This window comes from Meridianimarinicoccus zhengii, assembly GCF_003254465.1.
GTDB lineage: Bacteria > Pseudomonadota > Alphaproteobacteria > Rhodobacterales > Rhodobacteraceae > Meridianimarinicoccus > Meridianimarinicoccus zhengii.
In genome coordinates, this window is sequence record NZ_QDFI01000060.1 from 1 (window position 1) to 26,661 (window position 26,661).

A 26,661-nucleotide genomic window follows, 5' to 3' on the forward strand; every position below is an offset into this window, starting at 1 on the left:
CGCGCGGGTGGTGCCGCCGCCGGGTGCGTTCCTTCAGGCCACGGCGCACGGACAGGCCGCGCTGGTGGCCGCCGTGCGCGCGGCGGTGGGGGACGCACGCCGGATCGCCGACCTGTTCGCGGGCTGCGGCACCTTCGCGCTACCGCTGGCGCAGACCGCCGAGATACTGGCCGTGGAGGGCGATGGCGCCATGCTGGCGGCGCTGGAAGCGGGCTGGCGGGGGGCACCGGGTCTGCGCCCGGTACAGGTGCGCACCCGCGACCTGTTCCGCACGCCGCTGGAGGGCGCGGAACTGGCCGGGTTCGACGCCGTGGTCATCGACCCGCCCCGCGCAGGCGCGGCGGCACAGGCCGCCGCGCTGGCCGAGGCCGGACCGCCCCGCATCGCGTCGGTGTCGTGCAACCCCGCGACCTTCGCCCGCGACGCCGCAACGCTGGTCACTGGCGGCTACCGGCTGGACTGGACCGCCGTGGTGGACCAGTTCCGCTGGTCGGCCCATGTCGAACTGGCCGCCCGGTTCAGCCGGGACTGAACCGGGCGCTTGGCACGGCCCGCGGCGATCCATAAATACGCGGTGCCGCAGGTGCGAAAGGGGCAGGACATGACACGACGCGAACTGGTCGGGCGCTGGCTCGATCGGCCCATGGTGCGCAACGGGATCCTCGGGGTGATCCTGTTCAACGCGGTGATCCTCGGGCTGGAGACGTCGCAGACGGTGACGGCCCGTGCAGGCGGGCTGCTGGCCGTGCTGGACCGTGCCTGCCTGTCGGTCTTCGTGCTGGAACTGGGTCTGAAGCTGTACGCCCATCGGCTGCGGTTCTTCCGCGACGGCTGGAACCTGTTCGACTTTGTCATCGTCGGCATCGCCCTTGTCCCTGCGTCGCAAAGCCTGTCGGTGCTGCGCGCCCTGCGAATCCTGCGGCTGCTGCGCGTCGTGTCGGTGGCCCCTGCCCTGCGCCGGGTGGTGGAGGGCTTCGTCACCGCCCTGCCGGGCATGGGGTCGGTGTTCCTGCTGATGGGCATGATATTCTACATCGCGAGCGTGATGGCCACGAACCTGTTCGGCGCGGCCTTTCCCGACTGGTTCGGCACCCTGGGCCGGTCGGCCTATTCCCTGTTCCAGATCATGACGCTGGAAAGCTGGTCCATGGGGATCGTGCGCCCGGTGATGGAGGTCTACCCGCAAGCATGGCTGTTCTTCGTGCCGTTCATCATGGTCACGACCTTCGCCGTTGTGAACCTGCTCGTGGGTCTGATCGTCAATTCGATGCAGCAGGCCCATTCCGCCGAGGAGGTCGCCCAGACCGAAAGCTACCGCGACGAGGTTCTGGACCGGCTGCGCGCGATCGAGTCGCGACTGGCCGCGCGCGAAACGGTCGCGGATGCGGACGAGGCGGCGCAATAACGCTTCCGCGATGCCGCGGTTTGGCGTAATCTCGCAAGGCGTGACACATAAAACGAGCAGACCAGAATGCGCGCCTTGCTTCTTACCATCTTGCTGCCCCTCGTGGCGGTCTTGTCGGCCTGTAGCGAACCCGCACCGCGGTTTCTGGCCTATGACGGCCCCGAGGTGACCCAGATCCATGTCGCCAAGGACCGGCGGCGGATGTACCTGCTCAACGGCACCGACGTGCTGGCAAGCTACGATGTCGGGCTCGGCTTCGCCCCGGACGGGCACAAGAGCCGGTCGGGCGACGGGCGGACACCCGAGGGCCTGTACTTCATCGACCGCCGCAACCCGAACAGCGCCTATCACTTGTCCATCGGCATCTCGTACCCGAACGCGGCCGATCGTGCGGCGGCTGCGGCGGCGGGTGTCGAACCGGGTGGGGACATCTTCATCCACGGCACCGCGGGCAATGACGGGCGGGGGCGTGACTGGACGGCGGGATGCATCGCCGTGACGGACGCGGAGATGGAGGAGATCTACGCGATGGTGCGCGACGGGACGCCGATCTACATCTCACGCTGACCGGGTCGGGACAGGGCGGCGGCGCCCACCCCCGGCGGGGCATGCGGCGAACGGCACGCACCCGCTCTCGTGCGGGAGCACGCCGCCTGCGCCATGGGATCGCGCCGGAACGATGCCCGGACCTGCGCGGTGCCGGTCAGAAGTCAGGCTGCTCCGCGCCGGGGACAGGACCGGCCGCACTGCGATCACCCATCACGATGACCCACCACAACAGCCCGCTCGGGTCCTGCTGCCAGGCAAAGCCCATGTCCGTGGCGGCGGGATCGAGGATCTCGGCCCCCCACGCCCCGTCATCGACCCAGGCCGCGAGCGTGTCGAGTTCGGTCTCGAAGGTCTGGGCGTAGAGTTCCGCCACCAGCGCGCCGCCGTATCCGGCGCGCTGCACGCGGTCATAGGGGGATGTCCCGTCCGCACCGAAGGGCCATGCCCGGCGCTGGCGCGACATGTCGGTCGCATGCGCCTGTGCCGCAGCGGTCAGCCGGGCATCGAGCGTGACCGGCGCAACCCCGGCCTGCGCCCGCAGCGCGTTGACCGAATCGAGCATCCGGTACTGGATCTCGGGCACATCGTTGGACCTGATCCGATAGGCCCCGGCGGGCACCTGGGGGCCGACCGGCGCGCAGGCGGCCAGCAGGGCGGGACACAGAAGCAGTGCGGCAAGCAGTCGCGTCATGGGGAAGCCTTCGCATTCGGTAGGATCGGAGTTATCCTGACCAGGGCGCAGTTACAAACGCCGATCGGCAGGATGACGCCGGTTTGAATTGCCACTGCGGCACGCGCGCCATATACCGACAGCGATCTTACCAAGGGGAACCACGCCCATGACGACACGCCCCCACCCGACCCTGTCACGCCGGTCCGTCCTGCGGGGCAGTGCGGCGCTCGGTCTTGCCGCGGCCCTGCCCGCGCGGGCGCAGGAAAGCACCGCTCCCGCCGAAGACGAGGCGCCCGAGATCGTGCAGCGCAACATCGCAGGTTTCCGGGCCCATCGCTGGCAGGACCATTTCGACACGCTGCGCGGCGGTGCGATCCTCGTGGACATCCAGGCGCGCAACCTGCATTTCTGGTCCGATGACGAAAGCGTGTTCCGGATCTATCCGACCAGCGTGCCGCTGTCGCCCGACCTGACTCGGCTTGGCCGCACCTCGGTCGTCCAGAAGGTCGTGGGGCCAAGCTGGCGCCCGACCCCGTCGATGATCAAGCGCAACCCGGAATGGCCCGCCTTTGTTCCGCCGGGGCCGGACAATCCGCTGGGGACCCATGCGCTTTACCTGTCGTGGACCTATTACCGCATCCATGGCACCCATGACACGCGCAAGATCGGGCGCCCGTCGTCGAATGGCTGCGTGGGACTCTACAACGAGGATATCCAGGAGCTGTTCGAACTGGCGACGGTCGGCACGCAGGTGCTTCTGATCTGAGGCGGAATTGCATCACTACACCCGTAACGCGCATGTTCTGTTGCGTTTTCACGGGTCTCACGGCTATAGGAATCGCACGAGGTACAGTTTCCTGCGTCCGCAGTCCTCACTCAAACAGAGCGGGCGCGCCCTATTGGAGGTCTACATGAAAAAGATCGCACTCGCCGCCGCTCTGTCGGTTTTCGCGTCCGCAACCTTCGCCGGCGGCTTGGAAGAGCCCGTCGTGGAGCCGGTCATCATCGAGGAAGATACCTCGGGCTCGAACGCAGGCTGGGTCATCCCCGTGATCCTGCTGGCCCTGATCGGCGCTGCTGCAGCCAGCTGATATCGGTGCCTTCGGCACGGAAAGGGGCGGCCTTCGGGTCGCCTTTTTTCTTTTCGGGGATGGGGCTGGGGCCCCTTACCATCGCCCGGTCGCGGGGCCATCTGCGCGAAAGGCCCGGCGATCCCGCCGAGCATGAAACGCGAGACCGAACCACATGACACCGATGACATGGATCACCCTTGGCGCAGGGCTTGTCCTGCTGCTGGCCGGCGGCGAGGCGCTTGTGCGCGGCAGCGTGGCCGTCGCCGCGCGGCTGGGGGTCTCGCGGCTGCTGATCGGGTTGACGCTCGTGGGGTTCGGCACCTCGACCCCGGAACTGATGGCAAGCCTTCAGGCCGCGCTGGCCGGATCGCCAGGGATCGCGCTGGGGAACGTGGTCGGCAGCAACACCGCGAACATCCTTCTGATGCTCGGGATTTCCGTGATGATTCTTCCGACGGTGACCGACCGGGCCGCCTTCGGGCGGGATGGCGTGGTTCTGGTCGGTGCAAGCGTGCTGCTGGCGGCGCTGGTCCTGTGGGGCACGATCGGCATGGCGGCGGGCCTGGGCCTGCTGGTGCTTCTGACGCTCTACACGGTGCTGGCCTATCGGGCCGAGGCACGCGCGCCCGCGGGCCCCGCCGCGCAGGTCCACGACGACATGGCCGACGCGGTGCACCCGCCGCACTGGCCACTATGGGCGTCCGCGCTGCTGGCGCTGGCGGGGATCGCAGGCGTGGTGGCCGGTGCGTCCTTTCTCGTGGGGGCCGCGACGACGATCGCGCGCGCGGCGGGGCTTTCGGAAGCCGTGATCGGCCTGACGCTTGTGGCGGTCGGCACGTCACTGCCCGAACTTGTGACCGGCGTCATGGCCGCGCTGCGCCGTCAGGGCGACGTCGCCTTCGGCAACGTGGTCGGGTCTAACATCTTCAATATCCTCGGGATCATCGGCGTCACGGCCACGGTCACGCCGCTGGAAGTGCCCGCGCAGATCGCGGGCTTCGATATCTGGGTGATGCTTGCCGCGACCGGGCTGCTGGTCGTCTTCGCCATGACAGGATGGCGGCTCACGCGGCGCGAGGGCGCGGTGTTCCTGCTGGGCTATGCCGCCTACATGGCGCTTCTGCTGGGCTGAGGCCGCGGGTCAGGCCCGCGGCGCGCGTGCACGGGGACAGTCAGATCCAGCCCTTCAGGTTGTCCTCGATCGTCTCCACCAGCGCATCGACATGGGCGGGATCGTCGTTGAGGCAGGGGATATAGGTGAAGTGCTCGCCGCCCGCGTGTTCGAAGCTTTCCTTGATCTCCTCGTTGATCTCTTCAAGCGTCTCGATGCAGTCGGCGGAAAACGCCGGCGCGATCACGGCGATGCGCTTCTTGCCGGTTTCGGCAAGCCGCGCGACCTCTTCCACGGTGTAGGGCTTCAGCCATTCCTCGGGGCCGAAGCGGCTTTGGAATGTGGTCACGATATCCGTATCCGCCCATCCCAGCCGTTCCTTGAGCAGCCGCGTCGTCTTCTGGCACTGGCAGTGATAGGGATCGCCCTCCATCAGGTAGCGTTTCGGAACGCCGTGATAGGAACACACGAGAATCTCGGGCTTTTCCTCCATCTCGGCATAGACCCGTTCCACCGACTGCGCGAGCGCCTCGATATAGCTCGGGCGGTCGAAATAGGCCGACACCGTGCGCGTGGCGGGCTGGAACTTCTCGGCCATCAGCGCGCGAAAGAACTGGTCGTTGGCCGTCGCGGTCGTCGCCCCAGCGTATTGCGGATAGAGCGGGAAGAACAGGATCTTGCGGCAGCCCTTGGCGGCCATCTCCCGCACCTTGGACTTGGTCGAGGGGTTGCCGTAGCGCATGCAGAAATCAACCTCGACCTCGGCGCCATGGATCGCCTCCAGCTTGGCCTTGATCGCCGCGGTCTGCTGCTTGGTGATGGTCATCAGCGGGCTTTCGCCCGCGTCCTCGTTCCAGATCGACTTGTAGGCGGCGCCGGATTTGGAAGGCCGCGTCGACAGGATCACGAGTTGCAGCAAGGGCTGCCACAACCACGGGCTGTAGTCGATCACGCGCCGGTCGGACAGGAATTCGTTCAGGTAGCGCCGCATCGACCAGTAGTCGTAATTGTCCGGCGTGCCGAGATTGGCCAGCAGCACCCCGATCTTCGGTTTTGGCACCGGCGGGTGGTCGCTCGGCAGATGCGCGGCATGGTCGGAAGACATCTTGGCCACCTCGGCAGGCGTCAGGGATTTGCTGTCCAGCATAAGCGGCGTCCTATTCTGTGCAATGCATGCGTTGTCGGGGACATAAGGGGTTTCGACGCGGGGTCAATCGCGGTCCGGCGGTGGCGTGCCCGTCGTGCCATCCGGATGGCCCAGCACGTCGGCAAGGCTGGCCGTGGCGCTGCCGGGGCGCTTGGGCCGGGGCTGACCCGGTCCGGGCGACCAGCCGGTGAGTGTGACCAGATCGAAGCGCGCAGTCACCCGCCCGTCGCCCTGCCCCGCCATCGCCGCGTAGTGGGCACAGGCGGCGGCCAGCACGTCGCGGCGCAGGAACCGGCGGGACCGGTCGGCGAGCGCGTTGGTCTCGCCCATGGCCCGCAGGTCCGCCATCATGCGCAGCGGATCGCCGTAACTGACCCGGCGGGTGAACAGGTCGGCGACCGGCATGGTGAATCCCGCACGTTGCAAGAGCGCCCCGAGATCGCGTATCTCGCCCATGGGCACAACCCGGGGCGACAGCCCTCCGCGCAGGTCCGATTCGGCCTGTGCCAGCGCCGCACGCAGGTCTGACAGGGTCTGCCCGCCGAGCGTCAGCCCGAGGAACAGACCGTCCGGTTCCAGTGCCCGGCAGCACTGCACCAACTGGCCCACGGGGTCCGCGGCCCAGTGCAAAGCCATGGCATGCACCACGAGATCATGGGCGCCTTCGCGCAGCGCGAGCGTCTCGTCATCGGGCACGATCTGGGCGTCGGGCAGCACGGCGGACCAGAATTCGGGGTGCCCCGTGACGATCGCGGGCCGCGTAAATCGCCTGTTAACGTCGGCGAGCCTTTCCTGAAGCTCGAAAGCGGCGTCGTCGTGCAGGAACAGCGCGCCGGTGCCAGGATCGTCGGGGGCCGCGCGCAGGCGGCGCGCGCGACCGCGCTGACGGGACAGGGCCGCGCGGTCGGTCAGGCGCGGGCGCGGCGGCGTCGGGTCGGATGGCAGCGTCAACTCGGGCATGGCGGCACAGGTAGCCGCGGCAGGACAGGAGAACAAGGATGACCCCGCAAGCGCGCGCGCTGGCCCTGATCTTTCCGCCGCAATGCCTGTCCTGTGGCGATCCCGTGCAGGACGAAGGCGGCTTGTGCGGACCGTGCTGGCGCGACACGCCGTTCATCCTTGGTTTGTGCTGCGATTTGTGCGGGGCGCCCCTGCCCGGTGCATCCGACGTGGCCGTGACCTGTGACGACTGCCGCGCGCGCGACCGGCCATGGGTGCGGGGGCGCGCGGTGATGCTCTATCGCGGCGGCGGGCGGCGGCTCGTGCTGGGGCTCAAGCATGCGGACCGGCTGGATCTCGCTCCCGCCATGGCGGGGTGGATGGCGGCGCGGGCCGGGCCTCTCGTCGGCGACGGCCTGCTGGTCGCCCCGGTGCCCGCGCATTGGTGGCGGCTGTTCCGCCGCAGGTACAACCAGGCCGCGGTGCTGGCGCAGGCGCTGGCCGGGCGGATCGACCGCCCGGTGATCCCTGACCTGCTGACAAGACGGCGTGCGACCCGGGTGCAGGACGGGATGGGCCCTGACGCGCGATATGCGAACCTGGCCGATGCGATCACCGTGACCTCGCGCCACGCCGATGCCCTTGCGGGCCGGCGGGTGCTGCTGGTGGACGACGTCATGACCTCGGGCGCGACGCTGGATGCCTGCGCGCGCGCCTGTCTTGCGGCGGGTGCTTCGGAAATTTCGGTGATGGTGCTGGCACGGGTGACGCGCGATGGTTAAGTTCTGGCTGAAACACAGGGAAGAACAGGACGCGATGCAACCGGTCGACATCTATACTTCGCCGCTCTGCGGTTTCTGCCACGCGGCCAAACGGCTGTTGAGCCAAAAGGGCGTGCCCTTCACGGAAATCGACATCGCGCGGCAGCCCGCGAAGCGTGCCGAGATGATGCAGCGCGCGAGTGGCCGCCACACCGTGCCGCAAATTTTCGTGGGCGCGACCCATGTGGGCGGCTGCGACGAACTCTACGCCCTCGAACGGTCTGGCAAGCTCGACCCGCTTCTGAAGGACTGACCATGCGCGCCGGACTGATCCAGATGACCAGCAACGACATGCCCGCGGACAATCTGGCGGCGGCCGCGGCGCTTATCGACGCGGCGGCGGCGGAGGGGGCGCAGATCGTGCTGACGCCGGAGGTGACGAACTGCCTGTCCTCCAGCCGCAAGCACCAGAACGCCGTGCTGCACCATGAAGCCGACGATCCGACCCTCGCGGGCCTGCGCGACGTGGCGGCGCGGCACGGGATCTGGCTGCTGATCGGCTCGCTCGCGCTCAAGACGACGGACCCGGACGGACGATTCGCCAACCGGTCCTTTCTGATCGGCCCCGATGGCACGGTCGCGGCGCGGTATGACAAGATCCACATGTTCGACGTGGTTCTGTCGGAGTCCGAGACCTACCGCGAATCGGACGGCTTCCGGCCCGGCGACCGGGCCGTGGTGGCGGATGCGGGCGGCGCACAGCTCGGCATGACCGTCTGCTACGATCTGCGCTTCGCCTATCTGCACCGGGCGCTGGCGCAAGCCGGGGCGCAAATCCTCAGTGTGCCGGCGGCCTTTGCCGTGCCCACGGGCCGCGCCCACTGGGAGGTGCTGCTGCGCGCCCGCGCGATCGAGACCGGGTGTTTCGTGCTCGCCCCGGCGCAGACCGGGCGGCACATGGGTCAGGACGGGCGGCACCGGGACACCTGGGGGCACGCACTGGCGGTGAACCCCTGGGGCGAGGTGATCGCCGATGCCGGGACCGCGCCGGGCGTCACCTGTGTCGATCTCGACCTGTCGGAGGTGGCCAAGGCCCGCGGCAAGGTGCCCGCGCTGACCCACGACCGCCCCTTTGACGGTCCCTGACGCGATGTGATCCGGCGGCAGCGCGCGTGCCGCGCGCCACACCATTTCCCCACGACCACGCGACGCGCGCGCCCGTGGGTCGCGCCGCAGATGTCACGGGTCGGCGCGATCAGGCCGGCTTGACGCTGCCGGTCACGTAATTCACCGACAGGTCGCTGTCGGAGATCGAGAAATCCCAGCGCACCGGGTTGAAGGAAAAGCCCTTGCGGTCCACCGGGTCCAGGCCCGCCCGGCGCAGCAGATCGAACAGTTCGTCCGGGGTGATGAAGCGGCGCCAGTCATGGGTGCCCCGCGGCAGCCAGCGCATCACGTATTCCGCCCCCACGATTCCCATCACGAAGCTTTTGGGATTGCGATTCAGGGTCGAGGCGATCATCAGCCCGCCGGGGCGCAGAAGTTTCTGGCAGGCGGTGAGATAGGCAAGCGGGTCCGCCACATGCTCGACCACTTCCATGTTCAGCACCACGTCGAAGACCTCGCCCGCATCGGCCAGGGCCTCGGCCGTCGTGTGGCGGTAGTCGATCTCCAGCCCCGAATGTTGCGCGTGGATCTGTGCAACGGGGATGTTGCGCGCCGCGGCATCCGCGCCCACCACCGTCGCCCCCAGCCGTGCCATCGGTTCGCACAACAGCCCGCCGCCGCAGCCGATATCCAGCAGCCGCAGCCCGGCGAAGGGACGTTCCGCCATCAGATCGCGCCCGAATTCCGCGGCGATCTGGCGTGTGATGTAGTCGAGCCGCACGGGGTTGAGCATGTGCAGCGGCTTGAACTTGCCCGTTGGATCCCACCAGTCCGCCGCCATCGCTTCGAACTTGGCAATCTCGGCGTCGTCGACGGTCCCGCCGGGGCCGGGTTTCGCGCCGGTGTCGGGTGTCTGCACATCGGTCATGGGTGTCTCCCTTGTTTCACGGCGATTTTCGCGGGCCGCCATATGGCCGCGGCCAGTCCCGCGATATATAGTCCGGTCATGGAACAATTCGCCGGCCCGAAGACCGCTTCACAGGTCCTTTATCCCCCGCTGGACCCGTTTGACCAGCGCATGCTCGACGTATCGGGTGGGCATCGCATCTATGTCGAACAATGCGGCAACCCCGATGGCATCCCCGTCGTCGTCGTCCATGGCGGGCCGGGCGGCGGCTGCAGCCCCGCGATGCGGCGCTATTTCGACCCCGAAGCCTATCGAATCATCCTGTTCGACCAGCGCGGCTGCGGACGCTCGCGCCCCCATGCCAGCGTCGTGGCCAACACGACATGGGATCTCGTGGCCGACATGGAAGCGATCCGCGACACGCTGGGAATCGGGCGCTGGGTCGTGTTCGGGGGAAGCTGGGGGGCGACGCTGTCGCTGGTCTACGCCCAGACCCATGTGAAGCGCGTGGCCTATCTTGTGCTGCGGGGCGTCTTCCTGATGACGAAGGCCGAACTGGACTGGTTCTACGGCGGCGGCGCGGCACAGTTCTGGCCGGATGTCTGGCAGCGCTTCGTGCAACTTATCCCCAAAGAGGAACGCGGCGATCTGATCGCGGCCTATCACCGGCGGCTGTTTTCCGGCGATCTCGTGGTGGAGACGCGCTTCGCCCGCGCATGGTCCGCATGGGAGAACGCGCTGGCGTCGATCCAGAACGACGGTGCGAGCGGGGAAAGCCCCGCCGATTACGCGCGTGCCTTCGCGCGGCTGGAGAACCACTATTTCATCAATGGCGGCTTTCTGGACCGCGACGGCCAGATCCTGAACAACATGGCGCAGCTTGCGGACACGCCCGGCAGCATCGTGCAGGGCCGCTACGACATGATCTGCCCGCCCGCATCGGCCTGGGCGCTGGCACAGGCCTGGCCACGGGCTGACCTGAAGCTTGTCGGCCAGGCGGGTCACGCGCTGTCGGAACCCGGCATCAGCGCGGAACTTGTCCAGGTCATGCGCCGCGTCACGCGCCAGCGCCGCGGGCTCGGGCTGTAGCGCCGCCCGTTTCGCCCTTGCAGTCGGGCAACCGCAGGCGTATATGGCCTGACAACAGCGGCGCGTCGGTGTGAACCGAAGCCCACCGGGAACGATCGACGGGCCGCGCGCCCGTTTTTTTGTCCGTTCAACCGTCCGGAAAGATCGACCATGAGCGACCTCATCGCCAAGGCGGCCATCGACCAGCGCATGGCCGGGATTCTGACCCCCGTGATTGAGGGGCTGGGATACGAACTGGTGCGCGTGCGCCTGATGAGCGGCAAGTCCAAGACCCTGCAGATCATGGCCGACAAGCCCGACGGCGGGATCGAGGTGGACGATTGCGCGAAGATATCGACCGCCGTGTCCGCCGTTCTCGATGTCGAGGACCCGCTGGAAGACGCCTACACGCTCGAAGTGTCGAGCCCGGGGATCGACCGGCCGCTGACGCGGCTAAAGGATTTCGACGCCTGGGCGGGCTATGAGGCGAAGCTCGAGACGACCGAACTGATCGACGGACGGCGCCGGTTCAAAGGGGTGCTTGCAGGCACCGAGGATGACGAGGTGCTGATCGAGATCGACGAAGGCACCATCGGGCTGAAATTCGACTGGCTGAGCGACGCGAAGCTTGTGCTGACCGACGGACTGATCGCCGACATGCTGCGGGCGCGCAAGGCCGCGGGCACCATCGGCGACGGGCAGATCGACGAGTCGCAATTCGACGAGATCGTGACCGACGACGACCAGACTCCATCCAACAGCGCCGCGGCGCCCGCAACCGCCCCCCAAGAGGAGGATCGATAACATGGCCATCACCAGTGCAAACCAGCTGGAGCTGTTGCAGACGGCCGAGGCCGTGGCCCGCGAGAAGATGATCGACCCCGGTCTGGTGGTCGAGGCGATGGAGGAAAGCCTCGCCCGTGCGGCCAAGTCGCGGTACGGCAGCGAGATGGACATCCGTGTGAAGATCGACCGGAAGACCGGGGTCGCGACCTTCACCCGCGTGCGCACCGTGGTCGAGGACGACCTGCTGGAGAACTACCAGGCGGAACTGACCGTCGCGCAGGCGAAGGAGTATCTTGAGGATCCCAAGGTCGGCGACGAGATCGTGGACGAGGTCCCGCCGGTGGAACTCGGCCGCATCGCCGCGCAGAGCGCCAAGCAGGTGATCCTGCAGAAGGTCCGCGAGGCGGAGCGCGAGCGCCAGTACGAGGAATTCAAGGACCGCGCGGGCACGATCATCAACGGCATCGTGCGGCGCGAGGAATACGGCAACATCATCGTCGATATCGGCCGGGGCGAGGCCGTGCTGCGCCGCAACGAGAAGATCGGGCGCGAAAGCTATCGCCCGAACGACCGCATCCGCGTCTATATCAAGGACGTGCGCCGCGAACCGCGGGGTCCGCAGATCTTCCTGTCGCGCACAGCACCCGAGTTCATGGCCGAGCTGTTCAAGATGGAAGTGCCAGAAATCTACGACGGCATCATCGAGATCAAGGCCGTGGCGCGCGACCCGGGCAGCCGCGCCAAGATCGCCGTGATTTCTTATGACGGCTCGATCGACCCGGTGGGTGCCTGCGTGGGCATGCGCGGCAGCCGCGTGCAGGCCGTCGTGAACGAATTGCAGGGCGAGAAGATCGACATCATTCCGTGGTCCGAGGACATGCCGACCTTCCTCGTGAATGCGCTCCAGCCGGCCGAGGTGTCCAAGGTCGTGCTGGACGATGACGAGGAGCGGATCGAGGTGGTGGTCCCGGACGAACAGCTCAGCCTTGCCATCGGGCGGCGCGGGCAGAACGTGCGTCTGGCCAGCCAACTGACCGGGCTGAACATCGACATCATGACGGAAAGCCAGGAAAGCGAACGCCGGCAGGCGGAATTCGCCGAACGCACGCAACTGTTCATGGATGCGCTCGACCTGGACGAATTCTTCGCGCAGCTTCTGGTGTCCGAAGGCTTCACCAACCTCGAAGAGGTCGCCTTCGTCGAACTGGACGAACTGCTGGTGATCGACGGCGTGGACGAGGCGACGGCCGCCGAATTGCAAGCCCGTGCCCGCGACCATATCGACGCGCAGAACCGCGCCGCGCTGGAAAAGGCGCGTGACCTGGGCGTCGAGGGTGCGCTGATGGATTTCGACGGGCTGACGCCGCAGATGCTGGTGGCGCTGGCCGAGGACGGGATCAAGTCGCTGGAGGATTTCGCGACCTGCGCCGACTGGGAACTGGCCGGCGGATGGACCACGGTGGACGGGCAGCGAGTCAAGGATACCGGGCTTCTCGAGGCATTTGACGTCGGGCTGGAAGAGGCGCAGACTCTTGTCATGAACGCGCGGGTGCAGCTGGGCTGGGTGGACCCCGCCGATCTGGTATCGGACGTTGCGGACGATGCCGAGGCTGACGAAGACGCGGACGACGACACCGCCGCGGCCCCGGCGGACTGACCGGACGGCGGAACGCACCGATGACCCGTGGCGGCGCGCAAAAGGATCGGGACGACCCCGAACGGCGTTGCCTCGTGACCGGGGAACGCGACGGCAAGGCGGGGCTTGTCCGCTTCGTCGTGGGGCCGGGGGACATGGTGGTGCCCGATATCCTCGGGCGCCTGCCCGGGCGGGGCATGTATTTGCGCCCCGATCGGAACGTGATCGACACCGCGCTGCGAAAGCGGGCATTTTCGCGCGGGGCGAAGCGGCAGGTAACGGCACCTGACGATTTGCCCGTGCTGATCGAGGCCGCGCTGGCGCGGCGGGTGATCGAGCTGCTGTCCCTGGCGCGCAAGTCGGGCGCCGCCGTGGCGGGCTACGAGAAGGTGAAGGACTGGTTGACCGGGGGCACCGCGGTCGTGCTGTTGCAGGCCAGTGACGGGTCGGACCGGGGCAAGGCCAAGCTGCGCCCACCCGACGGACCGGACAGTCTGATCGATTTTCTGACTGCGTCAGAACTGGGCATGGCCTTCGGGCGTGAAAAAGTGATACACAGCGCGCTTGCGGGTGGCGGACTCACAGCGCGTGTTGTAGAGGAAGCCGCACGTCTGCAAGGCATGCGCGCACAGCACGGCGGGGACCGCCCCGTCGGGAAGGGTACGACGACCATATGAGCGATAGTGACGGCAAAAAAACTCTCGGTGTGCGCGGCGGGTCGCGTCCGGGCCAGGTGAAGCAGAGCTTCAGCCATGGACGGACGAAGAACGTCGTGGTGGAAACCAAGCGCAAGCGCGTTGTGGTGCCCAAGCCGGGTGCGCCCAAGGGAACCGCCGCGGCCGGGGGTGACCCTGCGCGCCGTCCCGCCGGGATCAGCGATGTCGAGATGGAGCGCCGGGTCAAGGCGCTGCAGGCCGCCAAGGCCAACGAGATGCAGGAAGCCCGCGAGCGCGAGGCCGAGGAACGACGCCGCGCCGAGGAGCGCGAGCGCAAGCGTGCCGAAATCGACGCCAAGGAACGCGAAGAGCGCGAGCGCGAGGAAGCGCTGCGCGCCAAGGCAGAGGCCGAGGAACGCGCCCGCAAGGAAGAAGAGGACCGCAAGGCCGCCGCCGCGCGCGCCAAGGCCGCGCCAGAGGCGCCCGCGGCGGTCGATCCTTCCGTTGGCACGAACCCGTCCGACAACGGTCGTCCCACGAATGCCAAGCCCGGCACGCCTGTGTCGCGCAAGCAGAAGGAAGGCGAACGCGATGCCGGCCCCGTCAAGGGCAAGGGCATGGGCGACGGCCGCCGCGCTGGAAAGCTGACGCTGAACCAGGCGCTTGCCGGTGGCGAAGGCGGGCGGCAACGGTCGCTGGCGTCCATGAAGCGCAAGCAGGAACGCGAACGCCGCAAGGCGATGGGCCGTGAAACCCGCGAAAAGGTCGTACGCGACGTGCAGCTTCCCGAAACCATCGTGGTCTCGGAACTGGCCAACCGCATGGCGGAACGCACCGCCGACGTGGTCAAGGCGCTCATGCAGAACGGCCTGATGGTCACGCAGAACCAGTCGATAGACGCGGACACCGCGGAACTGATCATCGAGGAATTCGGCCACCGCGTGCAGCGTGTGTCCGATTCCGACGTGGAACAGGTGATCGACAGCGTCGCGGACGATCCGGAAAAGATGCAGCCGCGCCCCCCGATCATCACCGTGATGGGCCACGTGGACCACGGCAAGACGTCGATCCTCGACGCGATCCGCCATGCCAAGGTGGTCGCGGGCGAAGCCGGCGGGATCACCCAGCATATCGGCGCCTACCAGGTTGTGGCCGGAAACGGCCAGACGCTGACCTTCCTCGACACGCCCGGCCACGCCGCGTTCACGTCCATGCGGGCGCGCGGCGCGCAAGTGACCGATGTCGTCGTGCTTGTCGTCGCCGCGGACGACGCGGTGATGCCGCAGACGGTGGAGGCGATCAACCACGCCAAGGCCGCCAAGGTTCCCATGATCGTGGCGATCAACAAGTGCGACAAGCCCGATGCGGACCCGGACAAGGTGCGCACGGGCCTGTTGCAGCACGAGGTCATCGTCGAAGGTCTGTCCGGCGACGTGCAGGATGTCGAGGTTTCGGCCATCACCGGCAAGGGGCTGGACGAACTGCTGGATGCCATCGCGCTGCAGGCGGAGATTCTCGAACTCAAGGCCAATCCCGATCGGGTGGCCGAGGGCGCGGTGATCGAGGCGCAGCTCGACGTGGGCCGCGGCCCCGTGGCGACCGTTCTTGTCCAGAAAGGCACGCTCAGGCGCGGCGACATCTTCGTCGTGGGTGAGCAATGGGGCAAGGTTCGCGCGCTCATCAACGACAAGGGCGAGCGCGTGGACGAGGCCGGCCCCTCCGTGCCGGTCGAGGTGCTGGGCCTGAACGGCACGCCCGAAGCCGGTGACGTGATGAACGTGGTCGAGACCGAGGCGCAGGCGCGCGAAATCGCCGAGTACCGCCAGCAGGCCGCTAAGGACAAGCGTGCTGCCGCTGGCGCCGCGACGACGCTGGAACAGCTTCTGGCCAAGGCCAAGGACGACGAGAATGTCGCGGAACTGCCGATACTCGTGAAGGCGGACGTGCAGGGCTCGGCCGAGGCGATCCTGCAGGCCATGGAGAAGATCGGCAACGACGAGGTGCGCGTGCGTGTGCTCCATTCCGGGGTGGGTGCGATCACCGAAAGCGATATCGGCCTGGCCGAAGCATCGAACGCGCCGGTCTTCGGCTTCAACGTCCGGGCCAACGCGCCCGCGCGCAATGCCGCGAACCAGAAAGGCGTCGAGATCCGCTATTACTCGGTGATCTATGACCTGGTAGATGACGTGAAGGCGGCGGCCTCGGGGCTTCTGTCCAACGAGGTGCGCGAGAAGTTCATCGGCTACGCGACGATCAAGGAAGTGTTCAAGGTCACGGGCGTCGGCAAGGTGGCGGGCTGTCTTGTCACCGAAGGCGTGGCGCGCCGTTCGGCCGGTGTGCGCCTGCTGCGCGACAACGTGGTGATCCACGAAGGCACGCTGAAGACGCTCAAGCGCTTCAAGGACGAGGTGTCCGAGGTGCAGTCCGGACAGGAATGCGGCATGGCCTTCGAGAAGTACGAGGACATCCGCGAGGGCGACGTCATCGAGATCTTCGAACGCGAAGAGGTCGTTCGCACGCTCGCCTGAATGGCGGACATGGATCAGGTCTAACGGCAGCGCATACGCGCTGCCGTTTGTCGTTTCGACCGTGCGGCGGCAGTGCCGCCCGTGTCCAGCACACAAAAAGAAACCGCAGACCCGGAGATCTGCGGCTACACGTCTTTCGGAACCGGACGGCGGAGTTCGGGAAACACAGTATGACCGTCCGGACCGACCGACGTTTCCCTTGGGAACGCGGGTCTTTCCGTCAGGTCACGACCCGACGGGCGTTCCCTGGAACACGCGCCCACCGACCTGTACAGCGACCTTGCCGTTATGGAGGGCTTGCACGAAGGTGCCCTGAACGGAGATACAGGTCCCGATCATGATCGTCTTGAGCATCGGTCATTCCCATCGTTGAATGTCTATTATCTCTTTATAGTTAATCGGGCTTCACATATCACGAACAAAAGCGTCACAAGACGGTCATTTCTGCCGAAAATGGCAGCAAACTGCGAACAAAGATTCGACAACTACAAGGCGACGCCGGGCAAAGGTCGGATTTCCCGCCGGTTCGTGCGCCAACGCACCGTCGCATCACAGAAGATCGCGAATCACCGGGATGAGGGGCAGGTCGGCTTCGGGCATGGGATAGTCGCGCAGCAAGTCGGGTTTTACCCACTTCAGCGCCTGCCCTTCGCGCGACTGCGCCGTGCCCTGCCACTTCCGACAGACAAAGACCGGCATCAGCAGGTGGAAATCGTCATACCCGTGCGACGCGAAGCTGAGCGGCGCAAGGCAGCTCGCCCATGTGTCGATGCCCAGTTCCTCGTGCAGCTCGCGCATCAGCGCGGCCTCCGGGGTCTCTCCCGGTTCGATCTTGCCACCGGGAAATTCCCACAGGCCCGCCATCGCCTTGCCGGGCGGGCGTTGGGCCAGCAGCACGCGCCCATCCGGGTCAACCAGCACCACCGCCGCCACGAGCACGAGTTTCACGACCGGTAATCCGCGTTGATCGAGATGTAGCCGTGGGTGAGATCGCAGGTCCAGACCGTCGCGGCCCCCGTGCCGACGCCGAGATCGACCCGCAGCACCAGCTCCGCCTGCTTCATGTAGGCGGCGCCCAGGTCCTCGCGGTAATCCGCCGATACCCAGCCATTTTCGGCGACGACATGCGGACCGAACCAGATCGACAGCCGGTCGCGGTCCGCCACCGCCCCGGACTTGCCGACCGCCATGACGACACGCCCCCAGTTAGGGTCCTCCCCCGCCACGGCGGTCTTCACGAGGGGCGAATTGGCGATGGCCAGCCCCGCGCGCCGCGCGTCCATGTCGTCGGCGGCGCCGGTCACCTGCACCTCCAGGAATTTGGTCGCTCCTTCGCCGTCGCGCACCACCTGCTTGGCCAGATCGAGCATCACGTCGTGAAGTGCCGCGCGGAACGCGGCTTCATGCGCGCTGCCCGGCACGACCTCCGGCCCCGCCTTGCCCGTCGCCGCCAGCAGCAGCGTGTCCGAGGTCGAGGTGTCGCTGTCCACCGTGATCGCGTTGAAGCTGCGGTCCGTCAGGTCGCGCAGCATCGCCTGCAACGGCGCCTGGCCGATCCGCGCATCGGTGAAGATGTAGACCAGCATCGTGCCCATGTCCGGCGCGATCATGCCCGATCCCTTGGCGATGCCCGCGATCCGCACCGGCGCGCCGTCGAGCACGATCTCGGCGCCCGCCCCTTTCGGAAAGGTGTCGGTGGTCATGATGGCCCGTGCCGCAGCGTCGAACCGCGCGGGCGCAAGATCCGCGGCAAGCCGGTCCAGCGCCGCGACGATGCGCCCGTGCGGCAGGGGTTCGCCGATCACGCCGGTAGAGGACATGAACACCCGGCTTTCCGGTACATCCGCGGCCTGCGCCACCGCGGCCGTCACCGCGGCGACAGACGCGCGCCCGTTCGCCCCGGTGAAAGCGTTGGAGTTGCCCGAGTTCACGATGATCGCGGCGCCTGCCCCGGCATCCGCCTGCGCGGCCAGCTTCGCCTCGCAGTCCAGCACGGGGGCAGATCGCGTGGCCGAGCGCGTGGTGACGCCCGCCATGACTGTCCCCGGCGCCATGACCGCCAGCATGACGTCGGTGCGCCCTGCATAGCGCACGCCCGCGGCCCCCGCAGCAAGCCGCACGCCCGCCACGTCGGGCAGCGCCGGAAAACCGCCCGCCGGGGCGAGCGGGGATACCGCCGGTCCCGTCACCGCCGCCTCATGCGCTGCCCGCCGCGCCCCGCGCGCAAGCCGCCTGCGCAGCCGCCGCCGCGCGGTCCCGTTTCCCGCCATGGTCCGGTCAGTCCGCCAGCAGGTTGCGATCGCTCAGGAAGTCCGGCGCGATCTCTTCCGCGGGCGCGCGGGTGATCGCGGCCTCCGCCTCCAGCACATCGAGCCGCTCGGACAGCAGTTCCGCCTGAAGCTCCTGCACGATCTCGTCGCGCACATCGTCAAGCGCGGGAACTTCGGCGTTGCGAGTCTCGTTCAGCCGGATCACGTGCCAGCCGAACTGGGTCTCCACCGGCCCGGACACGGCACCCGGTTCCAGCGCCATCACGGCTTCCTCGAAGGCGGGCACCATCATGCCCGGCCCGAACCAGCCCAGATCGCCGCCATTCGGCCCCGAAGGCCCGGTCGACTTCTCCTGCGCCAGTTCGGCGAAATCCGCGCCTCCGTCCAGCTCGGCCTTGATCGCAGCGGCATCTTCCTCCGTCTCGACAAGGATATGGGCGGCGTTGAACTCGGTGCCCGGCTCGGCATCCGCGAAACGCGCGTCATATGCCGCCTGGATCGCCTCTTCCGTCAGCTCCGCGTCGAACAGCCGCGTCACTGCCGCATTGGCGCGCAGGTTGCGGTCCTGGTTTTCCAGCATCAGCCGCGATGCCCGGTCCAGTTCGCCCGCCTCCGCTGCCAGAAGCTGCTGCTGCACGGCCTGGTCCAGAAGCCCGTCGAACAGCGCGGAATCCGGCAGCTGCTGGTACTGCTGCGGCAACTGGCTGCGCATCAGCACCAGGTGGCCCGCCGTGATCTCGACACCGTTCACGGTGGCCACGACCGTGTCGGCAGTCACCGGCGCCTGCGCATGGGCCGCGCCGATAAAGGTGGACAAGGCCAGCGGAGCCAGCAGGAAAGGGACTCGGAGAAGCATGGATGGTCCTTCAGCATGGGGCCGCGCCATGGCGCGACGTTGACACTCCAACACGCGCCCCTTACATCGCGACAAGCCCGCGGGGCGGCGTTTGGCGTCGTTGTAGGGTCTGCGGTGAAGCGGGGCAACCCGTGCCGGGGCCGCTTCGCACGCGGGGCGGCGCAAGCGGAGAAGTGACACGTGCTGGGTATCGGAACACTCGCGAAAAAGGTCTTTGGCACCCCCAATGACAGGCTGGTCAAATCGGTCCGGCCGATCATGGCAAAGATCAACGCGCTGGAGCCCGAGATCCAGGCGCTCGACGATGCCGGGATCAAGACGAAAACCGCGGAATTGCAGACGCGGGCCCGCGCCGGCGAACCGCTCGACGATCTTCTGCCCGAAGCCTTCGCCAATTGCCGCGAGGCCGCGCGCCGCGCCCTTGGCCTGCGCGCCTTCGACGTGCAGCTTGTGGGCGGCATCTTCCTGCACCGCGGCAACATCGCCGAGATGAAGACCGGCGAGGGCAAGACGCTGGTCGCCACCTTCCCCGCCTATCTCAACGCGCTGACGGGAAAGGGCGTGCATATCGTCACCGTCAACGACTACCTTGCGAAGCGCGACGCCGACTGGATGTCCAAGGTCTATGGCGCGCTCGGTCTGACCACGGGCGTGGTCGTGCCCCAGCAGCCCGAAGACGAGAAGAAAGCGGCCTACGCCGCCGACATCACCTATGCCACCAACAACGAACTGGGCTTCGACTACCTGCGCGACAACATGAAATCGGACCTCGCGCAACTGTCCCAGCGCGGTCACAATTTCGCCATCGTGGACGAGGTGGACAGCATCCTCATCGACGAGGCGCGCACGCCGCTCATCATCTCTGGTCCTTCGCAGGACCGATCGGATCTCTACAAGGCCGTGGACGGGTTCATCCCGGAACTCGACCCCGAGATGTATTCGGTCGACGAAAAGACCCGCAACGTGACCTTCACCGACGAAGGCAACGATTTCATCGAACAGCGGCTGGCGGCGGCAGGGCACCTGCCCGAGGGTCAGACGCTCTACGATCCCGAATCCACGACGCTGGTACACCATGTCACGCAGGCCCTGCGCGCCCACACGCTGTTCCAGAAGGACAAGGACTACATCGTCCGCGACGGGCAGATCGTTCTGATCGACGAATTCACGGGCCGCATGATGGCAGGCCGCCGCCTGTCCGACGGGCTGCACCAGGCGATCGAGGCCAAGGAAGGCTGCGCCATCCAACCCGAGAACGTCACGCTCGCCTCCGTCACGTTCCAGAACTATTTCCGGCTTTATGACAAGCTCGCCGGCATGACCGGCACCGCGTCGACCGAGGCCGAGGAATTCCGCGAGATCTACGGACTCGGCGTGGTCGAGATTCCCACCAACAAGCCCATCGCCCGCAAGGACGAGGACGACGCGGTCTATCGCACCGCCAAGGAAAAATACGCCGCCATCGTCGAGGAAATCCGCGCCGCCCACGACAAGGGCCAGCCGGTGCTTGTCGGCACGACATCGATCGAGAAGTCCGAGGCACTTTCGGACATGCTGAAGAAAGCGGGCATCCCCCATAACGTGCTCAACGCCCGCCAGCACGAGAAAGAAGCCCAGATCGTCGCCGACGCGGGTAAACCGGGCGCGGTGACCATCGCCACCAACATGGCCGGGCGGGGCACCGACATCCAGCTTGGCGGCAACGTGGAAATGAAGGTGCTGGAGGCGCTCGCCGCCGATCCCACCGTCCATCCCGACGAGGTGCGCGCGCGGATCGAAGCCGAACACGCCGCCGACAAGCAGGCCGTACTCGACGCGGGCGGGCTGTTCGTGCTCGCCACCGAACGCCACGAAAGCCGCCGGATCGACAACCAGTTGCGCGGCCGGTCGGGGCGTCAGGGCGATCCGGGGCGGTCGTCTTTCTTCCTGTCGCTCGAAGACGACCTGATGCGCATTTTCGGGTCGGAACGGCTCGACAAGATGCTCCAGCGGCTCGGCATGAAGGATGGCGAGGCGATCGTGCACCCCTGGGTGAACAAGTCGCTGGAAAAGGCCCAGGCGAAGGTCGAAGGCCGCAATTTCGACATCCGCAAGCAGTTGCTGAAATTCGACGACGTGATGAACGACCAGCGCAAGGTCATCTTCGGCCAGCGCATGGAGATCATGCAGGCGCAGGACGTGGCCGAGATCACCCGCGACATGCGCCACCAGGTGATCGAGGACCTGGTGGAAACCTACATTCCGCCCAAGACCTATGCCGACCAATGGGACGGCAAGGGGCTCTACGCCGCGGCCATCGAGAAGCTGGGCATCGACGCGCCGGTCAGCAAGTGGATCGACGAGGAAGGCGTGGATGACGAGGTGATCCGCGAACGGCTGACGAAGGCCGCCGACGAATTGATGGCGAAAAAGGCCACCGATTTCGGTGCCGACCAGATGCGCAACATCGAAAAGCAGCTCCTGTTGCAAACCATCGATACCAAGTGGCGCGATCACCTTCTGAAACTGGAACACCTGCGGTCGGTCGTAGGGTTCCGCGGCTATGCCCAACGCGACCCGCTGAACGAATACAAGACCGAAAGCTTCCAGCTGTTCGAGGGTCTGCTGAATGGCCTGCGCGAGGACGTCACCCAGAAGCTGGCGATGATCCGCCCGCTGACCGAGGACGAGCGCAACGCGATGATCCAGCAGATGGTGGCGCAGCAGCAAGCGCTTCAGGCCGGGCAGCAGGCCCGCCACCCCGATGCCGCAGCGCCCGCGCCCGCACCGGAGATGGCGCTGGCGGATGCCGAGGATGCCGCACCGGCGGGCGCCCCGCGCGACGGTTTCGATGAAGCCGACCCGGAAAGCTGGGGCAATCCCGGCCGGAACGAGCCCTGCCCCTGCGGATCGGGCAAGAAGTTCAAGCATTGCCACGGACGATTTGCCTGACGCGCTCCGCCTGATCCGTACCGCCCTGTGGGCGGTTGTCGCAGCGGGGGCCGCCGCGGCGCAGGACTGCACGCCGCGGCTCGACGTGACCGCCATCGACCCGGCTGGGCTCCGCGTGACCTACACCGCGCCCTGTGCGCCCTATGCCGCCGTGACCGTCACCCATGGCCCGCTCGTCTTCGGCGAAGAGACAGGGCGCGGCGGAGACCTGCGGCTCGATCTCCCGGCGCTGCCGGGTGGCGGCACGCTCACCGTCGCGCGTGACGGCACCGAATCGCGCACGCCCCTGCCCGCGCCCGCCGGCCCCGTGCCGGACATCGCCGCTGTGATCTGGCCCGATGCCCCGCCGCCGGACTTTCCGGGCGCGCGGGTGGCCGAGTCGGGCCAGGGTCCCGCGCTCCGTCGGCTCGGGTTTCCCGGCGAAGCGCCGCAGGTCGATCTCCTGCCCGCGGGCAGCGCCTATCTCGATCTGCCCGTGACCGCCGCAACCTGCGGACAGGACATCGCCGCGCGCATCGTCTCGGCCGGTCGCACCCGCGACCTGCGCCTGGCATTGCCGCCTTGCGATGGGCCCATGGGGGCTTTGCGCATCCCGCTCACCCGCTGATCGCGGCTAGATCCTGGGTCCCAGCTCCGCGAACACCTGGTCGTAGACCGCGCGCTTGAACGACACGATCAATGCCAGAAGGTCCCCGGGCGCCATCCAGGCCCAGGTGGAAAACTCCGGATGGTGCCGCGCGATGTCGATATCCGCATCCGTGCCGTGGAACCGCAAGAGAAACCAGCGCTGTTCCTGCCCGCGGTATTTTCCGCCCCAGATCTTGCCCAGCAGTGCGTCGGGAAGGTCGTATCGCACCCAGTCGGCCGTCGCGCCCTCCACCGTCACCAGCCCGGCGGGCACGCCGGTTTCCTCTTCGAGTTCGCGCAACGCGGCCGCCTCGGGTGTCTCGCCCGCGTCGATGCCGCCCTGCGGCATCTGCCAGGCCCCCGGCGTGTCGATCCGCTGCCCGGCAAAGACCCGGCCATCTTCCCGCGCCAGCACCACGCCCACGCAGGGCCGATAGGGCAGCGCGCCCGTCATGCGTCCACCTCGGCGAAGGGCAGCGGCGGGTCCGGCGGGCGGCGCAGCGTGTCGCCAAAGGTGATCTCGGGCTCCAGCACCACGACCTCGCCCCCGCCCTGCGCGCCCTGAATGGTGCGCGCGGCGATGATCTCGGCGGCTCTTCGTCCGATCTCGTGGCGGCAGGCATCCATGGTCGCCAGGTGCTTGGGCAGCCCACGCAGCAGGTTGACCCCATTGAACCCGGCCAACCCGAGGCTGTCGGGAATGTCGCAGCCCCGCTCCAGGCAATACAGCAGCCCGCCCGCCCCGATCATGTCGTTGGAGTAGTACAGGAAATCGAGCTCCGGCGTACGGTCCATCATGGCGGCCGTCATCTCGCGCCCTTTCACCAGCGCCGATCCGCCCGCATAGAACTCCCGGTCCGCCATCTCGATCCCCGCCCGCGCCAGCGCCTGCGTGAAGCCTTCGAACCGTTTGCGCGCACGGTGGTCCAGCGGCATCTTCGTGCCCATGAACCCCACGCGGGAATATCCCGCCTGCACGATCGCCTCGCCCATGGTGCGGCCCGCGCGCCGGTGCGAAATGCCCACCATCGCATCCACGGGCTCGCCATCCACGTCCATGATCTCCACGATGGGGATGCCCGCATTGGCCAGCATCGCCCGCGCCGCGTCCGTATGCTCCAGCCCCGCCAAGATTACACCCGCTGGCCGCCAGGACAGCATCTCGTAGAGCACCGCCTCCTCGCGCTCGGCCCGGTAATGGGTCAACCCCACGACCGGCTGCAATTCCGTATCGTCAAGAACCTCGGAGATGCCCATCATCACTTCCGGAAACACCATGTTCGACATGGACGGGATGATGACCGCCACAAGGTTTACCCGTTGCGACGCCAGCGCGCCGGCGATCTTGTTGGGCACGTAGCCAAGCGCCTTGGCGGCATCGAGGACCCGCGCCCGAGTCTTGTCCGACACGTCGCCGCGGTTGCGCAGCACGCGGCTGACGGTCATCTCGCTGACGCCGGACGCCTCGGAGACATCCCGAAGGGTCAACGGACGGCGCGGCGGTATGGTCATGTCGGAGATCCTCGCATCTGTCTGCCGACCCTAGGAGATAAGCGCGCCCGCCCGCAATCGCCAAGCGTCATCGCCGGTGTCGCAGTCGCACCGGATGACGCGCGTGAAACCCTTGCGCCTGTCCCGCGATTTGGCCAGAACGGGGGAACGGCCCCGTGGCTCAACTGGATAGAGCAGCCCCCTCCTAAGGGACAGGTTACAGGTTCGAATCCTGTCGGGGTCACCACAAAACCCAATAAAATATGGCGTTTTGTCAGAGGCTTGCAGAGGCCGCTGCAGAAACGCCCGTTTGATTCCCGGGGAAATCTGGGGCGGCAGACAGGATTTCTGTACAAAACCTGTACAAGTTGAGGCCGGTTCAGGCCTTCGCGGGGCGCGGCTATGAGCTGGCGTGTCGCGAACGAATGCGCCGAACGCCGCTTCGGCAGCGCCGCGCGCAAGCAGATCATCATGTTCCTGGCCGACAAGGCGAGCGATGACGGCTCGGGCATCTGGTGCTCCAAGGGGACGATACAGCGGCACACGGAGCTTGGCGAAAGCACCGTGAAGCGGACGATCAGCGATTTCCTGAAGGAGGGTATTCTGGTGGAGACCGGACGCCGCCCCTGCAAGAACGGGTTCACGGTGATTTACCGCATCGTTCTGGCCCGCGTGATGGCGCTGGAATCGATGGTCGAACCCGATGATGGGACGGGGTCCACAGTGGACCCCGTCCAGCCTGAACCCGGTACGGGGTCCACCACGGACGGGGTACGGGGTCCAGGGTGGACCCCAAACCACCCTAAAACCATCCATAAACCACCTACGCGCAAGCGCGCGAAGGCGGCGGCGGTTGAAGATGAAAGATTTGAGAAGATCTGGGCGGCCTATCCGAAGGACCGGCAACGCGGGAAGGCAGTGTGCCTTGCCCGGATCGCGGAGGCCGTGAAGGAGGGCGTTGATCCCGACGACTTGCTCCGCGCCGTACAGGCATACGCGACCGAGAGCGCGGGCTTCACCCGCTCGAAGGTCTGTTTCTCGGACAACTGGTTCGCCAGTCGCCGCTGGCAGCGCTTCCTTGAGGTGATAGCCGAGGAACGGCAGGCGCAGAAGGCGCTGGCCGCTGATCACCACGCCCGGCTCGCCGCATGGGTCCGCGACTGCAGCCCGATGTGCAAACACATCACCGCCCCGCAGGTGACGGCGCTGGTGGCTGCGGGGCTGGTGACCGATAGCCAGCTTCGTGCTGCAGGGTTGGCGGGATGAGCGGGGCGTTCTCCGCAAAATGCGCCGCGCATCGCGTCCCGTGCATCGCGCTGTCCGGAGCGTGTCGCCTGTCCTGCGGCCCCTGCGCCGCGCCTTCCGTATCGCGCATCACGTCTTTTGCGCCGCGCTTCCTGCGCCGCGCCGCGTGCATCGCGTTTCCCGTCGCGCGTCCGCTGCAGCCCGTCCTGCCCGGCAAACCAACCGAAACGGAATCCAAGCCCCTGACCCGCCTCCGCTGACGCTGGGAGGCGGAGGGCTTGGAGGAAGTTGGCAAGAAATAGGAACGTAAACTTCACATGCGCCACCATCGCAAACTGACCGGCGACGAACGCCGCCAGATCATCGAGGCTCGCACCGAGGGCACATCAGCCGCCGCTCTGGCCCGCCGCTTTGGCGTCTCGACCCGGACGATCTACAACACGCTGAGCCGGGCCAAAGGCGCGAGACCTGCCCTTACCAGAACAATCAGCACCCGCCTGAGTGCGCGCCAGCTGGCGGGGTTTCAGGCCGCATTGGCGCGTCGCGGCATCACCGACCAACCCGCCGCCCTGCGCCGCCTTATGGGGGCGGCCGACATCCTGCTGCGCCCGGCAGAGCCGGTCGTGCTGGACCATCTGAAAGCCTGGGGCGCGCAGGTCGCCACACAGGGCGCTGCGGTCAATCACATCGCCCGCAAACTGAACGAGGCCAAACTGCGCGGCCGCCCGCTGCCCTTCACCGATGACGACATGACCACGATCCGCACCTTCGCCGGGGGCCTCGCCGAATTCGCCGAGGCGTTTCGCAGTCTGTGGGAGGCACAGCTGGCCAAGAAGTTCAGGCTGAACAAACTTCTGGCTGGCCGCTCTGACGATTGCCGCGACAGTTTTCAGCC

The 26,661-nt window shown here is 67.1% G+C and carries 27 protein-coding genes, 1 tRNA gene and 1 pseudogene; 19 read left to right on the forward strand and 10 right to left on the reverse strand.

Translation table 11 applies throughout. The features are described 5' to 3' along the window. The 3 genes and pseudogenes from DDE13_RS16585 to DDE13_RS16595 all read left to right on the forward strand — a co-directional run. Positions 1 to 532, forward strand: a pseudogene (locus DDE13_RS16585) (class I SAM-dependent RNA methyltransferase); the annotation flags it as partial. Between the two features lie 69 nt (positions 533 to 601). Then, the gene (locus DDE13_RS16590) at positions 602 to 1,405 is read left to right on the forward strand and encodes an ion transporter (protein ID WP_111405422.1); all 804 of its coding nucleotides are present in this window, start codon (positions 602 to 604) and stop codon (positions 1,403 to 1,405) included. Between the two features lie 66 nt (positions 1,406 to 1,471). Next, positions 1,472 to 1,972 (forward strand): L,D-transpeptidase family protein, encoded by a 501-nt coding sequence (locus DDE13_RS16595; protein ID WP_111405401.1) that lies wholly within the window; start codon positions 1,472 to 1,474, stop codon positions 1,970 to 1,972. Between the two features lie 136 nt (positions 1,973 to 2,108). Here DDE13_RS16595 and DDE13_RS16600 read toward each other — a convergent pair whose 3' ends face one another. Continuing rightward, positions 2,109 to 2,645 carry a CAP domain-containing protein gene (locus tag DDE13_RS16600; protein WP_111405402.1) on the reverse strand — a complete coding sequence of 179 codons (537 nt, stop codon included), beginning with the start codon at positions 2,643 to 2,645 and terminating at the stop codon, positions 2,109 to 2,111. Between the two features lie 148 nt (positions 2,646 to 2,793). Here DDE13_RS16600 and DDE13_RS16605 point away from each other — a divergent pair, with 148 nt between their 5' ends. The 3 genes from DDE13_RS16605 to DDE13_RS16615 all read left to right on the forward strand — a co-directional run bounded on the left by DDE13_RS16605 (position 2,794) and on the right by DDE13_RS16615 (position 4,832). Beyond that, positions 2,794 to 3,393: a L,D-transpeptidase gene (locus DDE13_RS16605; RefSeq protein ID WP_111405403.1), complete on the forward strand. Its 600-nt coding sequence runs from the start codon at positions 2,794 to 2,796 to the stop codon at positions 3,391 to 3,393. A gap of 145 nt (positions 3,394 to 3,538) precedes the next feature. After that, a complete protein-coding gene (locus tag DDE13_RS16610) occupies positions 3,539 to 3,718 on the forward strand; it encodes a hypothetical protein (protein WP_111405404.1) in 180 nt (59 codons plus the stop codon). Positions 3,719 to 3,872: 154 nt separating this feature from the next. Continuing rightward, positions 3,873 to 4,832, forward strand: coding sequence for a calcium/sodium antiporter (locus tag DDE13_RS16615; RefSeq protein WP_235868745.1), 960 nt, complete (start codon positions 3,873 to 3,875; stop codon positions 4,830 to 4,832). A gap of 40 nt (positions 4,833 to 4,872) precedes the next feature. Here the strand turns inward: DDE13_RS16615 and hemH are convergent, their stop codons facing one another. Both hemH and DDE13_RS16625 read right to left on the reverse strand, forming a co-directional pair. Beyond that, positions 4,873 to 5,958, reverse strand: a complete 1,086-nt coding sequence (gene hemH, locus DDE13_RS16620; RefSeq protein ID WP_222626124.1) for a ferrochelatase — start codon at positions 5,956 to 5,958, stop codon at positions 4,873 to 4,875. A gap of 63 nt (positions 5,959 to 6,021) precedes the next feature. Continuing rightward, a complete protein-coding gene (locus tag DDE13_RS16625) occupies positions 6,022 to 6,918 on the reverse strand; it encodes a methyltransferase domain-containing protein (RefSeq protein WP_111405405.1) in 897 nt (298 codons plus the stop codon). A gap of 38 nt (positions 6,919 to 6,956) precedes the next feature. On the opposite strand from DDE13_RS16625, the gene DDE13_RS16630 reads away from it, so the two are divergent. From DDE13_RS16630 to DDE13_RS16640, 3 genes are read left to right on the forward strand one after another with little or no spacing between them, the layout of a single operon-like run. Next, positions 6,957 to 7,679: a ComF family protein gene (locus DDE13_RS16630; RefSeq protein WP_111405406.1), complete on the forward strand. Its 723-nt coding sequence runs from the start codon at positions 6,957 to 6,959 to the stop codon at positions 7,677 to 7,679. Positions 7,680 to 7,713: 34 nt separating this feature from the next. Next, positions 7,714 to 7,971 carry a glutaredoxin 3 gene (grxC, locus tag DDE13_RS16635; protein WP_111405425.1) on the forward strand — a complete coding sequence of 86 codons (258 nt, stop codon included), beginning with the start codon at positions 7,714 to 7,716 and terminating at the stop codon, positions 7,969 to 7,971. A gap of 2 nt (positions 7,972 to 7,973) precedes the next feature. Continuing rightward, positions 7,974 to 8,804 carry a carbon-nitrogen hydrolase family protein gene (locus DDE13_RS16640; RefSeq protein ID WP_111405407.1) on the forward strand — a complete coding sequence of 277 codons (831 nt, stop codon included), beginning with the start codon at positions 7,974 to 7,976 and terminating at the stop codon, positions 8,802 to 8,804. 109 nt (positions 8,805 to 8,913) lie between these two features. Here DDE13_RS16640 and ubiG read toward each other — a convergent pair whose 3' ends face one another. Continuing rightward, positions 8,914 to 9,693 (reverse strand): bifunctional 2-polyprenyl-6-hydroxyphenol methylase/3-demethylubiquinol 3-O-methyltransferase UbiG, encoded by a 780-nt coding sequence (gene ubiG / locus DDE13_RS16645; RefSeq protein WP_111405408.1) that lies wholly within the window; start codon positions 9,691 to 9,693, stop codon positions 8,914 to 8,916. 78 nt (positions 9,694 to 9,771) lie between these two features. On the opposite strand from ubiG, the gene pip reads away from it, so the two are divergent. The 5 genes from pip (at position 9,772) to infB (ending at position 16,346) form a co-directional block, all read left to right on the forward strand. Beyond that, positions 9,772 to 10,761 (forward strand): prolyl aminopeptidase, encoded by a 990-nt coding sequence (pip, locus tag DDE13_RS16650; RefSeq protein ID WP_111405409.1) that lies wholly within the window; start codon positions 9,772 to 9,774, stop codon positions 10,759 to 10,761. 150 nt (positions 10,762 to 10,911) lie between these two features. Further along, complete coding sequence (gene rimP, locus DDE13_RS16655; protein ID WP_111405410.1) at positions 10,912 to 11,544, forward strand: ribosome maturation factor RimP; 633 nt, start codon at positions 10,912 to 10,914, stop codon at positions 11,542 to 11,544. 1 nt (position 11,545) lies between these two features. Further along, positions 11,546 to 13,183 carry a transcription termination factor NusA gene (gene nusA / locus DDE13_RS16660; RefSeq protein ID WP_111405411.1) on the forward strand — a complete coding sequence of 546 codons (1,638 nt, stop codon included), beginning with the start codon at positions 11,546 to 11,548 and terminating at the stop codon, positions 13,181 to 13,183. A gap of 20 nt (positions 13,184 to 13,203) precedes the next feature. Beyond that, positions 13,204 to 13,839: an RNA-binding protein gene (locus DDE13_RS16665; protein ID WP_111405412.1), complete on the forward strand. Its 636-nt coding sequence runs from the start codon at positions 13,204 to 13,206 to the stop codon at positions 13,837 to 13,839. Further along, positions 13,836 to 16,346, forward strand: coding sequence for a translation initiation factor IF-2 (gene infB, locus DDE13_RS16670; RefSeq protein ID WP_111405413.1), 2,511 nt, complete (start codon positions 13,836 to 13,838; stop codon positions 16,344 to 16,346). Before DDE13_RS16665 ends, infB begins: the two co-directional genes overlap by 4 nt. Positions 16,347 to 16,571: 225 nt before the next feature. Here infB and DDE13_RS23605 read toward each other — a convergent pair whose 3' ends face one another. From DDE13_RS23605 to DDE13_RS16685, 4 genes are all read right to left on the reverse strand, one after another. Continuing rightward, positions 16,572 to 16,700: a hypothetical protein gene (locus DDE13_RS23605; protein ID WP_268951254.1), complete on the reverse strand. Its 129-nt coding sequence runs from the start codon at positions 16,698 to 16,700 to the stop codon at positions 16,572 to 16,574. A gap of 195 nt (positions 16,701 to 16,895) precedes the next feature. Then, the gene (locus DDE13_RS16675; protein ID WP_111405414.1) at positions 16,896 to 17,294 is read right to left on the reverse strand and encodes a (deoxy)nucleoside triphosphate pyrophosphohydrolase; all 399 of its coding nucleotides are present in this window, start codon (positions 17,292 to 17,294) and stop codon (positions 16,896 to 16,898) included. Next, positions 17,291 to 18,616, reverse strand: coding sequence for a bifunctional glutamate N-acetyltransferase/amino-acid acetyltransferase ArgJ (argJ, locus tag DDE13_RS16680; RefSeq protein WP_111405415.1), 1,326 nt, complete (start codon positions 18,614 to 18,616; stop codon positions 17,291 to 17,293). Before argJ ends, DDE13_RS16675 begins: the two co-directional genes overlap by 4 nt. Before the next feature lie 7 nt (positions 18,617 to 18,623). Continuing rightward, on the reverse strand, positions 18,624 to 19,472 hold the full coding sequence (locus DDE13_RS16685) for a peptidylprolyl isomerase (protein WP_111405416.1): 849 nt from the start codon (positions 19,470 to 19,472) through the stop codon (positions 18,624 to 18,626). A 180-nt stretch (positions 19,473 to 19,652) separates the two neighbouring features. On the opposite strand from DDE13_RS16685, the gene secA reads away from it, so the two are divergent. Then, the gene (gene secA / locus DDE13_RS16690) at positions 19,653 to 22,403 is read left to right on the forward strand and encodes a preprotein translocase subunit SecA (RefSeq protein WP_111405417.1); all 2,751 of its coding nucleotides are present in this window, start codon (positions 19,653 to 19,655) and stop codon (positions 22,401 to 22,403) included. Continuing rightward, on the forward strand, positions 22,396 to 23,010 hold the full coding sequence (locus DDE13_RS22980; RefSeq protein WP_162631059.1) for a hypothetical protein: 615 nt from the start codon (positions 22,396 to 22,398) through the stop codon (positions 23,008 to 23,010). Before secA ends, DDE13_RS22980 begins: the two co-directional genes overlap by 8 nt. Positions 23,011 to 23,016: 6 nt before the next feature. On the opposite strand, the gene DDE13_RS16700 is transcribed toward DDE13_RS22980, so the two are convergent. Then, positions 23,017 to 23,484 carry an RNA pyrophosphohydrolase gene (locus DDE13_RS16700; protein WP_111405418.1) on the reverse strand — a complete coding sequence of 156 codons (468 nt, stop codon included), beginning with the start codon at positions 23,482 to 23,484 and terminating at the stop codon, positions 23,017 to 23,019. Further along, positions 23,481 to 24,542 (reverse strand): LacI family DNA-binding transcriptional regulator, encoded by a 1,062-nt coding sequence (locus tag DDE13_RS16705; protein ID WP_111405419.1) that lies wholly within the window; start codon positions 24,540 to 24,542, stop codon positions 23,481 to 23,483. Before DDE13_RS16705 ends, DDE13_RS16700 begins: the two co-directional genes overlap by 4 nt. A gap of 149 nt (positions 24,543 to 24,691) precedes the next feature. On the opposite strand from DDE13_RS16705, the gene DDE13_RS16710 reads away from it, so the two are divergent. From DDE13_RS16710 to DDE13_RS16720, 3 genes are all read left to right on the forward strand, one after another. Further along, positions 24,692 to 24,768: transfer RNA gene (locus DDE13_RS16710), tRNA-Arg, on the forward strand. Positions 24,769 to 24,923: 155 nt separating this feature from the next. Then, entirely contained in the window at positions 24,924 to 25,787 is an 864-nt protein-coding gene (locus DDE13_RS16715; RefSeq protein WP_111405420.1) for a hypothetical protein, read from the forward strand. Positions 25,788 to 26,083: 296 nt separating this feature from the next. Further along, on the forward strand, positions 26,084 to 26,661 hold a 578-nt coding region (locus DDE13_RS16720; RefSeq protein ID WP_111405421.1), incomplete at its 3' end, for a helix-turn-helix domain-containing protein.